The 13,225-nt window shown below is 70.1% G+C and carries 12 protein-coding genes; 5 read left to right on the top strand and 7 right to left on the bottom strand.

Annotated elements, in window-relative coordinates; all coding sequences use genetic code 11:
- The first annotated feature begins 160 nt into the window (after window positions 1-160).
- Window positions 161-1,834 (top strand): glycoside hydrolase family 3 protein, encoded by a 1,674-nt coding sequence (locus ACZ7M3_RS22160; protein ID WP_472065386.1) that lies wholly within the window; start codon window positions 161-163, stop codon window positions 1,832-1,834.
- 159 nt (window positions 1,835-1,993) lie between these two features.
- Window positions 1,994-2,626, top strand: a complete 633-nt coding sequence (locus tag ACZ7M3_RS22165) for a hypothetical protein (RefSeq protein WP_452966051.1) — start codon at window positions 1,994-1,996, stop codon at window positions 2,624-2,626.
- 50 nt (window positions 2,627-2,676) lie between these two features.
- Here the strand turns inward: ACZ7M3_RS22165 and ACZ7M3_RS22170 are convergent, their stop codons facing one another.
- Together ACZ7M3_RS22170 and ACZ7M3_RS22175 are read right to left on the bottom strand one after the other, a co-directional pair.
- Window positions 2,677-4,125 carry a S28 family serine protease gene (locus ACZ7M3_RS22170; protein ID WP_351298216.1) on the bottom strand — a complete coding sequence of 483 codons (1,449 nt, stop codon included), beginning with the start codon at window positions 4,123-4,125 and terminating at the stop codon, window positions 2,677-2,679.
- Window positions 4,126-4,232: 107 nt separating this feature from the next.
- Window positions 4,233-4,559, bottom strand: a complete 327-nt coding sequence (locus ACZ7M3_RS22175; protein WP_373559075.1) for a hypothetical protein — start codon at window positions 4,557-4,559, stop codon at window positions 4,233-4,235.
- A gap of 230 nt (window positions 4,560-4,789) precedes the next feature.
- Between ACZ7M3_RS22175 and ACZ7M3_RS22180 the strand changes: the two genes are divergently transcribed.
- A complete protein-coding gene (locus ACZ7M3_RS22180) occupies window positions 4,790-5,266 on the top strand; it encodes a hypothetical protein (RefSeq protein WP_472065389.1) in 477 nt (158 codons plus the stop codon).
- 4 nt (window positions 5,267-5,270) lie between these two features.
- On the opposite strand, the gene ACZ7M3_RS22185 is transcribed toward ACZ7M3_RS22180, so the two are convergent.
- From ACZ7M3_RS22185 to ACZ7M3_RS22205, 5 genes are all read right to left on the bottom strand, one after another.
- Window positions 5,271-9,002, bottom strand: coding sequence for an ABC transporter ATP-binding protein (locus ACZ7M3_RS22185; RefSeq protein ID WP_472065391.1), 3,732 nt, complete (start codon window positions 9,000-9,002; stop codon window positions 5,271-5,273).
- A gap of 77 nt (window positions 9,003-9,079) precedes the next feature.
- On the bottom strand, window positions 9,080-10,132 hold the full coding sequence (locus ACZ7M3_RS22190; protein WP_472065393.1) for an esterase-like activity of phytase family protein: 1,053 nt from the start codon (window positions 10,130-10,132) through the stop codon (window positions 9,080-9,082).
- Window positions 10,133-10,185: 53 nt separating this feature from the next.
- Window positions 10,186-11,121: a serine hydrolase gene (locus ACZ7M3_RS22195; protein ID WP_472065395.1), complete on the bottom strand. Its 936-nt coding sequence runs from the start codon at window positions 11,119-11,121 to the stop codon at window positions 10,186-10,188.
- Between the two features lie 200 nt (window positions 11,122-11,321).
- Window positions 11,322-11,678: a hypothetical protein gene (locus ACZ7M3_RS22200; protein WP_472065397.1), complete on the bottom strand. Its 357-nt coding sequence runs from the start codon at window positions 11,676-11,678 to the stop codon at window positions 11,322-11,324.
- Complete coding sequence (locus ACZ7M3_RS22205) at window positions 11,675-11,998, bottom strand: hypothetical protein (RefSeq protein WP_472065399.1); 324 nt, start codon at window positions 11,996-11,998, stop codon at window positions 11,675-11,677. The genes ACZ7M3_RS22200 and ACZ7M3_RS22205 overlap by 4 nt, the downstream gene beginning before the upstream one ends.
- Before the next feature lie 132 nt (window positions 11,999-12,130).
- Between ACZ7M3_RS22205 and ACZ7M3_RS22210 the strand changes: the two genes are divergently transcribed.
- Window positions 12,131-12,925 (top strand): helix-turn-helix domain-containing protein, encoded by a 795-nt coding sequence (locus ACZ7M3_RS22210; protein ID WP_472065401.1) that lies wholly within the window; start codon window positions 12,131-12,133, stop codon window positions 12,923-12,925.
- The gene (locus ACZ7M3_RS22215; protein ID WP_355617039.1) at window positions 12,918-13,139 is read left to right on the top strand and encodes a DUF397 domain-containing protein; all 222 of its coding nucleotides are present in this window, start codon (window positions 12,918-12,920) and stop codon (window positions 13,137-13,139) included. Before ACZ7M3_RS22210 ends, ACZ7M3_RS22215 begins: the two co-directional genes overlap by 8 nt.
- Window positions 13,140-13,225 lie beyond the last annotated feature (86 nt).

A 13,225-nucleotide genomic window follows, 5' to 3' on the forward strand; every position in this document is an offset into this window, starting at 1 on the left:
CGTGCGGCCATCGAGGTCTTCCAGGCCAACCAGACGTACCGTTCTCGCCGCCACCGCCGGGTCCACCGCGGCCCTGGCCCTGAGCACCACCCCCGTCCGGGCGGCCGAGGACGCCGCGGACCGCCCTGACGAATCGTCACTCCGAGCGCTCGTCTCCCGTATGACGCTGGAGGAGAAGGTCGGCCAGCTCTTCGTGATGCGGGTGTACGGGCACTCGGCCACCGCGCCCGACCAGGCCGACATCGACACCAACCTCGAGGAGCTCGGCGTCAGGACGGCCGCCGAGCTGATCGCCAGGTACCGCGTCGGCGGGATCATCTACTTCACCTGGGCGCACAACACCCGTGACCCGCACCAGATCGCCGCCCTCTCGAACGGCATCCAGAAGGTCTCCCTCGACCAGCCGCGCGGGCTGCCCGTCCTCATCTCCACCGACCAGGAGTACGGAGCGGTGGCCCGGGTGGGCAAGCCCGCGACGCTGTTCCCGGGCGCGATGGCGCTGGGCGCGGGCGGCTCGCGGGAGGACGCCCGTACGGTGGGGCGCCTCGGCGGCGCCGAACTGCGCGCCCTCGGCATCCGACAGGACTACTCGCCGGTCGCCGACGTGAACGTCAACCCGGCCAACCCGGTCATCGGCGTACGCTCCTTCGGCGCCGATCCGGACGCCGTGGCCGGGCTGGTGACGGCCGAGGTGAAGGGCTATCAGAGCGCCGGGGTCGCGGCCACGGCGAAGCACTTCCCGGGGCACGGGGACACCGCCGTCGACAGCCACTTCGGCTTCCCCGTCATCACGCACAGCCGCGAGCTGTGGTCGTCCCTCGACGCCGTGCCCTTCCGCGCCGCCGTCCGCGCCGGCATCGACTCGGTCATGACCGCCCACATCATGGTCCCGGCCCTCGACCCGTCCGGGGACCCCGCGACGCTCTCCCACCCGATCCTCACCGGCATCCTGCGCGAGGAGCTCGGCTACGACGGGCTCGTGGTGACCGACTCGCTCGGCATGGAGGGCGTCCGGACGAAGTACGGCGACGACCGCGTCCCCGTACTGGCGCTCAAGGCCGGTGTCGACCAGCTCCTCAACCCGCCGTCCATCCACGTGGCCTGGAACGCGGTCCTGAACGCCGTGCACGACGGCGAGCTCACCGAGGCCCGCCTCGACGAGTCCGTCCTGCGCGTCCTGCGTCTCAAGGCCAAACTGGGTCTGCTGGAGAACCCGTACGTCAGCGACTCCGGCGTCGACCACACCGTCGGCACCGCCGCGCACCGCAGGGCGGCCGACCGGATCGCCGAGCGCACGACGACATTGCTGGTCAACAAGGAGCGCCTGCTCCCGCTCTCACGCCGGAGCGCCCCGCGCGTCCTCGTCGTCGGCGCCGATCCCGCCTCGCCGTCCGGTACCGACGGACCGCCCACGACCGTCCTCGCGACCGCCCTCACCGAACTCGGCTTCACGGCGACGGCACTGTCCACCGGAACGGCGCCCTCCGCGGCGGCCATCGACAACGCGGTGGCGGCGGCCGGGGGCGTGGACGCGGTCGTGGTCGGCACGTACAACGTGACGGCGACCGGGTCGCAGAAGACCCTCGTCGAGCGGCTCGTCGCGACCGGCGTCCCGGTGGTCGCGATCGCGATCCGCAACCCGTACGACGTGGCCCAACTCCCTGACGTGCGCGCTTACTTGGCGACCTACTCCTGGACGGACGCCGAGCTGCGCGCCGCCGCCCGAGTGATCGCGGGCAGCGCGAGGCCCCGCGGGAGGCTGCCGGTGGAGGTGCAGAGGGCGGACGACCCGACGAAGGCGCTGTATCCGATCGGGTACGGATTGACGTACTAGGTCCGGTATGGGCCGGCGTATCGCCCCGGGTGAGGATTGGCGTACAGGCCCTACGCCGCACACCCGGCGCACCACCCCCAAAGGACGCAAAGCACCCCGGATGTCTGGCGTGTGCCCGTCGCGACGGGTCACGCTGGGCGGGGGTATCGGGGGGAAGCCATGCGAGCCAGCTCGTCGGGTCGGCGTTCCGTTGGGGTGGTGTGCGCGCTGCTGCTGGTCCTCGCCGCGCTCGCGGGGTGCGACCGCTGGTCGGACTCGGGGAGCGCCGAGCCCGCCGCGGGGACGACGTCGACGCAGCCCTCGGGCTACGGGGCGGTGTTCCTCGCGGTCGACGAGTGCAGTTCCTTCGGGACGACCAGCTTCACCGAGGTGGCCTGCAGCAGCGAACGGGCCGCCGCGCGGGTGATCGCCCGTTACGACGGCAAGGTGGCCGACGGGCCACTGTGCCCCGCGACCACGGACTTCGTGCTGCACATCAGCGAGACCCGGCCCGCCTCCGACGAGAACGGCGACGGGGTCGTGCCCCAGGGTTACGCCTGCATGCGCAAGCTGGAGGCCCCGCACCCCGGCGATCCGGGCGGAGGCGGCGGGCCCCGCACCATCGTCGGCGACTGCGTCTACAGCTCCGGTGACGGGCAGGTGCGGGAGACCGCGTGCGACGGCAAGGGCAAGAAGCCCCCGGACTACAAGGTGACGTCGGCGGTCGTCGACCGCGCCGAGTGCCCGTCGTCCACGGCCCTCTACGTCCAGCTGGGCGGCAGCAGACCGGTGGGCTGCGCCCGCCCCGTGTAGCCGAGGGGCGGACGCAGCCGGGGAAACCGGGTTGCGGCGGGTGAACCGGGTTACGGTCGCAGCGCGGGCTCGCGCTCGATGTCGCGCTGGTCCAGCTTCGCGTCGAACTTCGCGAGGGGCCTGGCCGCCGACGGGTTCTCCTGGACCGTCGCCGAGGCGACACCCGCCCACTCCAGGATGCGGGCCGTCGCGAGGGCCTTCTCGTCGGGGACGAGACCGGCGACGTTGGCACCGTGGTTCAGGCCGGGAGCGGTGAAGACGTACGAGTCACGCGCGCCCTTGCCGAGCCGGAAGCGCTCCGCGCCCCAGGGGTCGTTCTGGCCGTAGACGAAGAGCATGTGGTCGGCGTGGTGGCGGACCCAGGAGTCCACGTCCGCCATGGCCCACGGCTGGAACCTCATCGGGATCGAGCGCGGCACGAAGTTCCGCGGCGGCTGGTAGCCGTAGCGGATGTACTTCTTCTCGATGGCCGGGAAGTGGATCGTGGGCGCGCCGAGCTGCGTACCCGCCTGGTAGTAGTACGGCGTGTACGTGTTCAGGCCCTGGTCGGTGTAGGCCGAGAAGCCGGAGATGGTGTCGACGGAGTCCCAGATCGCGTCATCGGTGGCGTGGGCGGCGTCGGCCGGGATCGAGGCGCAGTCCGAGAGCAGGCTGTACTGCCAAAAGCCCCACACGTAGTCGAGCACGACCGCCTCGTACGCCTTGTCGAGGCTTCCGATGGTGGTGAAGGTGTAGCCGTTGTCGGCGGCGTACGCCTCGTACTTCTTCTCCAGCGGTGCGCGCCGCACCAGCGCCTCGCGCTGCACGGCGTTCAGCTTGTCGCGGCACTCCTTGGTGCCGACGTTCCTGAAGAAGCGGTCGTAGGCCGAGTCCTCGTTGTTCACCACGTCGTTGGGGGCGACGTAGGCGACGACGCCGTCCATGTCACGCGGGTAGAAGCGCTCGTAGTACGTGGCGGTCATGCCGCCCTTCGAGCCGCCCGTGGAGAGCCACTTCTGGCGGTAGATCGGCTTGAGGGCCTCGAAGATGCGGTGCTGGTCGCTCGCCGCCTGCCAGATGTCGAGCTTCGACCAGTCGGCCGGATCGGGCCGGGAGGGGGTGAAGAAGCGGTACTCCATCGAGACCTGGTTGCCGTCCACGATCTGGGTGGGCTCACGGCGGCCCGGGTTCGTGGAGACGTTGTAGCCGCCGGTGTAGAAGACCGTCGGGCGGGAGACGTCCTTGTGCAGCACGGTGATCCGCTGCTGGAACGTGCCCTTGGACGGGTGCCGGTGGTCGATCGGCTGGGTGTAGTTCAGAACGAAGAAGCGGTAGCCGGTGTACGGCTTCTCCTCGATCAGGCTCATGCCCGGTATCGCGAGCAGCCTGTCCTTGATGTCGGTGTCCGTGCTTGTGGTGCCTGGTGCCGCCTCCGGCTGGGCGGCGGTGGCCGCCCCGGCCGTGCTCAACGTGCCTATGAGCACGGTGAGCGCCAGCAGCCATCTGAGCGCCTTGCGCATGCACACTCCCCTGTGAAACGGATGTGCGCTGGAAGCTATCGGAGCAACTCACAGGCGCACCAGGGGAGATGGGGAAAACCCTATGGGAAAGCGGTGTCTCGGCCGGCTCAGCAGAGGATCCAGCTCGAGCTCACCGAACCCGAGCCGACCGAGCCCTTGACGCGGATGCAGCGGTGGCCCGCGTGGACGGTCACCGGGCCCGCGTGGTGCGAGAAGCTGCCCCGGTCGACCACGGGCCGGCTGCCGCGCGCCTGCACGCTGACGGACATCGTCCGTTTGCGGGACTGCTGATTCTTCGGGACGGTCATCGCGCAGACATAGCCGTCGCGCTTGTAGATCTGGACGGAGCCGGTCGAGAAGCTGAGCGTTCTGACCTTGCGCCCCGAGCAGTACGAGTCGGCCGCCTGCGCGCTGCCCGGACTCATCAACGCCATCAGCCCGGCCGCGGTCAACACCGCAAGGCCCAGCGCCAAGCGCCGGCGTATCGCACCACCACGGTCCACTGTCGTCCTCCCCCGGCCATTCAGCGTACTGGTGTACGGACGCAGGACGTACATCGGATGGTTGCCTTCACCCGAGCGAGGTTTTCTTCCGCGTTTGGGGCAACCACACCCCTTTGTTCGGTGTCCAACTGGTCGGAAAACCGAACGAAAGGTACTCATCCATGTCCCGCACGTCACGTTCCCGTACGGCCGTCGGCGCGCTCGTCGCCGCGGCGCTCCTCGCCACGGCGGGTGCCTCCATGCCCGCGTTCGCCCGCTCCAGCGCTCCCCCGCCCGCCCGCAGCGGCGCCAACGGTCCCGCCTACGACCGGGTGGCCGACTTCTACGGCGCCTACATCGACGCGGTCACCGACGAGGGAAGCGGTCACCTCGGATCCCAGCTGCGCACCTTCTACCTGACCAAGGATTTCCGCACCCGCCTGGCGAAGTGGGAGAGCCGCGAGCACGCCGACGGGGTGCTGCGCGCGCAGGACGTGCCGCGGGCGTGGAAGGTGACGGCGGGAGACAGCGGCGCGGGCCACACCTGGTCGACGGTGCGCCTGACCTGGGGCTCCGCCCAGCACCCCACCTACACCTATCTGACCGTGCAGTCGGACCTGGCCACGAAGAAGATCTCCGACATCAAGGCGAAGAGCTGAAGACTCAGGCCGATGAGGGAACCGGCTCTTCCTCCTCCGGGGCCCCGACGAACGTCCTCCACAACTCCGCGTAGTGGCCGCCTCGCAGGAGGAGTTCGTCGTGGGTGCCGTCCTCGGCGACGCGGCCGTGGTCCATGACCACGACCCGGTCGGCGCGGGCGGCCGTCGTCAGACGGTGCGCGACGACGAGGGTCGTACGGCGGCCGGCGAGGCGGTCGGTGGCCTGGTTGACCAGGGCCTCCGTCGCCAGGTCCAGCGCCGCCGTCGCCTCGTCGAGGAGCAGCACGTCCGGGTCCACGAGTTCGGCGCGGGCCAGCGCCATCAGCTGACGCTGACCGGCGGAGAGGTTGCGACCGCGCTCGGCGACCTCGTGGAGGTAGCCGCCGTCGAGCGTGGCGATCATGTCGTGGGCGCCGACCGCGCGGGCCGCGGCCTCCACCTCGGCGTCGGTCGCGTCGGGACGCCCGTAGGCGATGGCGTCCCGGACGGTCCCCTGGAAGAGGTACGCCTCCTGGGGGACGACGCCGAGACGGTGCCGGTACGAGGTCAGGTCGAGCGAGCGCAGATCCGTGCCGTCGACCGTCACCCGCCCGCCCGTCGGGTCGTAGAACCGGGCGACCAGCTTCACCAGCGTGGACTTGCCCGCGCCGGTCTCGCCGACGAAGGCGACGGTCTGTCCGGCCGGGATGCTCAGCGAGACGGCGCTGAGCGCCTCCTCGTCATCGCCGTACGCGAAGTCGACGTCCTCGAAAGCGATGTCGCCCCGCAGGGAGAGGACCTCCAACGGTTCGTCGGCGGCCTTCGTCGAGGTCGGCTCCTGGAGCAGTTCCTGGATGCGGCCCAGCGAGACCGTGGCCTGCTGGTAGCCGTCGAAGACCTGCGAGAGCTGCTGCACGGGCGCGAAGAACAGGTCGATGTAGAGGAGGTAGGCGACCAGCGCGCCCGTCGTGAGGGTGCCGGCGTCCACCCGGTGCGCGCCCACGATCAGCACGGCCGCCGACGCGACCGACGACAGCAGCTGCACGAAGGGGAAGTAGATCGATATCAGCCACTGGCCGCGGATGCGCGCCTGGCGGTAGCTGTCGCTGCCCTCCGCGAACCGCTGCCTGCCCGAGCGCTCGCGCCGGAACGCCTGCAGGATCAGCAGTCCGGAGACCGACTCCTGGAGGTCGGCGTTGACCGCCGACACCCGCTCGCGGGCCAGTTCGTACGCCTTCACGCTCGCCCGGCGGAAGAAGAACGTGCCGATGACCAGCGGCGGAAGGGTGACGAAGACGACCAGCGCGAGCTGTACGTCGATCACCAGCAGCGCGCCCATGATGCCGAAGAAGGTGACGACCGAGACGAAGGCGGTGACCAGGCCCGTCTGGAGGAACGTCGACAGCGCGTCGACGTCCGTCGTCATCCGGGTCATGATCCGGCCTGTCAGCTCCCGCTCGTAGTAGTCGAGCCCGAGGCGCTGGAGCTGCGCGAAGATCTTCAGGCGGAGGGAATAGAGGACCCGCTCGCCGGTCCGGCCCGTCATCCGGGTCTCGCCGATCTGCGCGGACCACTGGACGAGCACGGTGACCAGCGCCAGCGCGGCGGCGGCCCACACCGCGCCGATCGCCATCCGGGTGACTCCCTGGTCGATGCCGTGCCGGATCAGCACCGGCAGCAGCAGGCTCATGCCCGCGTCCACGGCCACGAGACCCAGGCTGACGAGCAGCGGGAGACCGAAGCCGCGCAGCAGCCTGCGCAGCCCGTAGGACTCCTCGGGCCTGACCGCACGCGCCTCGTCGATGCCGGGGATGTCGGTGGCCGGGGGCAGCGCCTCGACCAGGGTGAGGAGTTCGGGCGTGGCGGGCATGCCGGACAGGGCGTTGTCCTTGGGCTCCCGGTCGCCGGTCCACAGATGGGGAGTGACCCCGCGCTCGGCGTCGAACTCGGCGTCCAGCTCGTCCCGTACGGAGGTGTCCTCCTGGGGAACGGCGGGCTGGGCGTGGCCGGGCGAGACGCCGCCCAGTTCGTCCGGGTCGGTCAGGAGCCTGCGATACAGCGGGGAGCGCTGCTGGAGTTCCTCGTGGGTGCCGATCTCGGCGAGGCGGCCGCCGTCGAGGACGGCGATGCGGTCGGCGAGGTTGAGGGTGGAGCGACGGTGGGCGATGAGGAGGGTGGTGCGCCCCTCCATGACCCCCTTGAGGGCCTCGTGGATCTCGTGCTCGACGCGGGCGTCCACGGCGGAGGTGGCGTCGTCCAGGACGAGCAGGCGGGGGTCGGTGAGGATGGCGCGGGCGAGGGCGACGCGCTGGCGCTGGCCGCCGGAGAGGGTGAGGCCGTGCTCGCCCACCTTGGTGTCGTAGCCCGCGGGCAGCTCGGCGATGAAACGGTCCGCCTGGGCGGCGCGGGCCGCGGTCTCGATCTCCTCCTGGGTGGCGTCCGGGCGGCCGTAGGCGATGTTGGCGCGCACGGTGTCGGAGAAGAGGAAGGAGTCCTCGGGGACCAGGCCGATCGCGGCGCGCAGCGACTCCTGCGTCAGCTCGCGGACGTCGTGCCCGCCGATGAGGACGGCGCCGTGCGTCACGTCGTAGAAGCGGGGCATCAGGAGCGAGACCGTCGACTTGCCGGAACCGGAGGAGCCGACCACGGCGAGGGTCTCGCCGGGACGGATCTCGAAGCTCAGCCCGTCGAGCACCGGCCGCCCGTCCTCATAGGCGAAGGACACGTCGTCGAACTCGACGGTCGCGGGCGCGTCGGCCGGGAGGGTCTTGGTGCCGTCCTTGATCGACGGCTCGGTGTCGATGAGCTCGAGGACGCGCTCGGCGCCCGCGCGGGCCTGCTGCCCGACGGTGAGGACCACGGCGAGCATCCGTACGGGTCCCACGAGCTGGGAGAGGTACGAGGAGAACGCGACGAAGGTGCCGAGCGTGATCTGTCCCTGTACGGCGAGCCAGCCGCCCAGCGCGAGCATCGCGACCTGGCCGAGGGCGGGCACGGCCTGGAGGGCCGGGGTGTACTTGGCGTTGAGCCGGATGGTCCGCAGCCGCCCCGCGAAGAGCCGCCGCCCGACGTCCCGGAGCTTCCCGGTCTCCTGCTCCTCCTGCCCGAAGCCCTTCACCACGCGTACGCCGCTGACGGCGCCGTCGACCACACCCGCCACGGCGGCGGCCTGCGCCTGCGCGTACCAGGTGGCGGGGTGCAGCTTGGAGCGGCTGCGCTTGGCGACGACCCAGAGGGCGGGGGCGACGGCGAGCGCGACCAGGGTGAGGGGCAGGGAGAGCGAGGCCATGATCCCGAGGGAGATCAGGAAGAGCAGCACGTTCCCGATGGTCATCGGGAGCATGAAGAGCAGGCCCTGGATCAGCTGGAGGTCGCTGGTGGCGCGCCCGACGACCTGGCCGGTGGACAGCTCGTCCTGGCGCCGTCCGTCGAGCCGGGTGATCGTCCCGTACATCTCGGTCCGCAGGTCGTGCTGGACGTCGAGGGCGAGGCGGCCGCCGTAGTAGCGGCGGATGTAGGTGAAGACGTAGACGAGGACGGCGGCGCCTGTGAGCGCGCCCGCCCAGGGTGCCATGGGCCTGCTGTGGTTCCCGATGACGTCGTCGATGATCACCTTGGTGATCAGCGGGACGACCGCCAGGACCGCCATGCCTCCGAGCGAGGAGCCGAGCGCGAGCAAGACGTACTTCGGGTACCGCCACGCGTACCCGGCGAGCCGCTGCGCCCAGCCGCCCTTGTCCCCTTGCTCGAATGCCACGCCGGTGCCTTCCGTAGATCTCACTCCACCGGAAGACACCAACGCTGAAACAAGCGGATTTCATCCCTCCGCAATAATCAGTCGTTCACCGTGTGCGGCAGGCGGGCGCTCAGGGAGTACAGGCGGGTGGTCTGGACGGCGTTCTGGTTGTCGTCGCTGACCAGGAGGAGCTGGAGACGGCCGTCCGGGGTGCGGCCGGTGACCGTCAGGCCCTCGATGTTGTCGAGGAGGGGGTTGGGCTGGGGCTGCTTGGCCTGGGCGCCCAGTGAAGGACAGTTCACGAGGTCGGCGAGGAGTGTCTTGCGGGCGAGCCGCACGCCGTCCTGGCCGGTCAGGGTGTCGACACGGCGGGTGTCCGTGGCGTGGCGCAGGTCGGCGAGGTAGAGGCGGACGGTGTTGCCGACGCCCGCGGTGAAGCCGCGCTCCAGGACGAGGAGGCGGCCGTCGGGGGTGGTCTGCGCCTCGGAGACGCCGAGGCCGGTGTCGGTGCGGTAGCCGTACTGGGCGGAGAGCCGGAAGTCGTGCCGCGTTCGCTCCCAGGTCTGGAAGCGCACGATGCCGGCGGTGTCACCGCTCAGTGACCCCTCCATGGCGGCGAGCAGGGTGTGGCCGCCGGGAAGGAGCGTGAGCCCTTCGAAGGTCAGGTTGGTGGTGGCGCGGCCCGCGGGAGCGACCTTGAGCGCGTCCGGTACGGGGAGGCTTCCGACGAGGGTGCCGTCGCGCTCGTAGCGGCGTACGGAGGGCTCGGTCTCGGAGGTGACGAGACGGGTGCCGTCGCGGTCCACGGCCAGGCCCTCGGAGTCGAGCGCGGCGCCCTTCTCGTCGACGAGGTTCACGACGCTCGTCGGCTTCAGCGTCTCGCGGTCCAGGGTGAAGAGCGAGGACCGGTCGGAGAGCGCGGCTATCCGGCCGCCGCGGTCGACGGCGAGCGCGGAGAGGTTGCCGACGAAGGTGCCGTCGTACGTCGTCTTGTCGAGCGCGTCGGAGTAGCTCGTGATCGAGACGGCGGGCGAACAGGCGTGGACGCCCGGGGCTGTGCCGCTGTGGGCGTCGGCCGGAGCAGCGGCGGTCACACAGGTGGCCGCCGCCAGGCCGGCGGTGACGGTGGCGAGTGCGGATCTCATGCGCATGCCGGTCACGGTAGGGCGGCCGGGTGACGCGCGGGAGACCGCCTCGTGAAGCGTCAGCCCGCGGACGGCACCGCCGGGATCGCTTCCTGGGGGTTGGCCGTGGGCACGTAGCGCAGCACGCTCGCGCTGGTCATGGAGGGGGTCGGCACCAGGTCCTTGTGGATGGCCTTGGCGACGGCCTGGATGGTGTTGACGCCGTACTGCATGGTGCTGTTGTCCTGCGTCAGCACGGTGATCATGTAGTCGTGGCCCGCGCCGTTGAAGGTGCCGATGCTGTGCACCCGCCAGCCGTGCGTGGCACGCGACAGCCAGCCGTTCTTGACGTGCACGGCGACCGAGGAGGGCGCTCCGGCCGGGGTGCCCCAGCGCTGCGAGGAGATGACCTTGCCCATCAACTTCAGCTCGTAGGCGCGGGCGTTGTCGCTCAGCACGGAGTTCTTGGCGGTGAGCAGCGCGAGCAGCTTCTGCTCGTCCCGGACGGTGATCTGGGTGAGCCCCCAGTAGTTGTTGGCACCCGGCTTGGTCTGGGTCATCCCGGCGGCGGCGAGGAAACCTTTCACCTTGGTCACGCCGAGCTGCTTCCACAGCGTGCTGGTGGCGTTGTTGTCCGACTTGGTGATCATGGCCGTGGCGAGGGTCTGCTCGCGGCTGGTCAGATACCGGTTGTGCTTCTTGGCGTCCCACAGCAGCGTGGCCAGCACGGTGGCCTTGACGACGCTGGCGGAGTCGTACGCCGTGCTGCTCCGCAGGGTGCAGGTGGTCTTCGCCGTACGGTCGTAGAGACCGACGGCCACGGTGCCGGCGCGGCCTCTGAGCGCCGCGGTGATGTCCTTCTGCAGCTTGACGGCCAAGCCCGCCTTGCTCGACGTACAGCTGACCTGCGGTGCCGCCGCGGCGGCCGGCGCGGCGGCGGCCGCGAACGGCACGATCACCCCGGCGCCGAGGCTCGCCGCGAGCACACGGGCACGCCGGGATATCCGGTGAGTCATGGAGGTTCCCCATCCCCTTCGACCAATACGAGCGCGCCTGTGGCGCACTCGCCTCTCATGACTCGTTCAGGCAGCCGAAAGTTGTACGCGTGTTCCCAGGAGGGAAGTGCGATGCGGGGAAGTTCGAGGTTCGGTGACGGAGGGCATCCGGAGGGTTCCGGCGAGTGACGGGCGGCGGGCTGCGCGCTGTCGGGAAACCGTCAGGTGTCGGCGCTGATCCATCGGGCGACGTCATCCTCATCCTCGATGCCGTCAGGACCGTCAGGCGTCGGCAGAGGAAGGCGGGCTCCCCTGCTCTCCGCGATGCGGTGTACGTCACGCAGCGCCTCGGCCATGCGGGCCGCCAGGAAGCGGAGTTGGGCGGCAGTGACCTCGTGGTCGTCGAGCATGTCGGCCGCATGGTCGAGGAGTGCGGCGGACATCCCCAGCTGCACGCCCTCGATGGCGTCGGCGACCCGGGAGAGGTAGCCGGTCCCGTCGCCGACGAGATAGCAGGGCTTGCCGCCCTCGCCGGACCACGGGAGCAGCCGTGCCGTTTCCGTCCCGCCGGTGATCACGGGGCCACCTCCACGCCATGGATGAACCGCGGCCCGATGTCGACGCCGTGCACGGCCAGCCACAGGGCGCGCCGCCGGGCCCGCTGCCTACGCGCCTTCTCGCTCCGCTCATGGGCGACGAGGTAGGGGCGGACGATCTCGTGGTCCTCGCCGCGCAGAGGTCGAGAACCGACGCGGCGGGCCGTCTGGCCAGGGGCGTACAAGAGGGTGGGACGTCGGTACGCCGGAGCGGTGACGGTGGCCGCGCGACGGCGGCGCCCCGAACCGGGGAACAGCAGCCGCAACAGCGGCTCGAAGAGGCGGGCGACCCGGTGGCTCATGTCGTCAACTCCGTTGGTTTCGGGCGCAGGAACATCGCTTTGCGTAGCGGTCCACCTACAGAGTGAGACGAGTGGGGCTAGGCTCGCCAGGGGGTGGGATGTGACCAGGCATTTGTCACAAAGGAGTTGGCCATGACCAGCACGTACGGTGACTGGCTGAAGCAGCAGCGCGAGACGGCGGGGCTGACACAACAGCAGCTGGCCGACGCGGCGGTCATGACCCGTTCGCACATCGCGCACATCGAGGCGGGGCGCCGGATTCCCTCCCGGGAGGATGCGCGGCGGCTGGACAGGGCTCTGAACACGGGGGATGTGCTGAGTAGTTTCCTGCCGGTCGAGGACGCGGCGGTCGCCGACTACTTCGAGGCCGCGCGGCTGCTCGAACAACAGGCGGTGATGATCAGGGAGTTCGCCCTGTCGTTCGTCCCTGGCATCCTTCAGACGGAAAGGTACGCACGTGCGGTTCTGAGCACGTCCTTCCCTCCCACGAGTGAAGAGGAGTGTGACAGGCTCGTTGTCACACGCCTCGAGCGCGCGAAGATCCTCGACGACCCGGTGACGCCCGTAGTCTGGGCGCTGCTTGACGAGGCGGTGCTACGTCGCGCCGTGGGCGGCCGGGATGTCATGGCGGAGCAGATCATGCACATGGTTCGTCTCGCCGAGAGAGGCCGCGTACGCCTCTATGTGTTGCCCTTCGAACTCGGTGTCCATCCACTCATGCAGAGCATGCTGACGCTGATGAAGTTCGAGGACCAGCCGCCGGTCGCTTACGGCGAGGGCCTGCATATGGGCAAGGTCCACGACACGCCTGCCATGGTCGATCGGCTCGAAGGCATCTACGATCTCGCGCTAGGCGACGCGATGCCGCTGAAGGAGTCACTGGCCCTGATGAGGGCGACAGCAAAGGACTACGGACGCCATGACTGAACGCACCATCCTGGACGCTGCCGCACTGACCGGCTGGCGCAAGTCGTCCTACAGCGGGAACGAGGGCGGCAGCTGCGTCGAGGTACTGGACCACCACCCCTCCGGCATCCCCGTCCGCGACTCCAAGGTCCCGCACGGCCCCGCGCTGGTCTTCACGGCCGCCGACTGGTCGTCGTTCGTCACAGCCGTCAAAGGCGGCCATCTGCGCGCCTGAAGACACCGAGCACTGCCGGTGCACTGGTGAGGGGCCGGCTCTCTTACCCGCATCTCATCCATCCACAGCTCGCCCCCAGGCACGGC

Source organism: Streptomyces sp. NPDC111656, assembly GCF_055656965.1.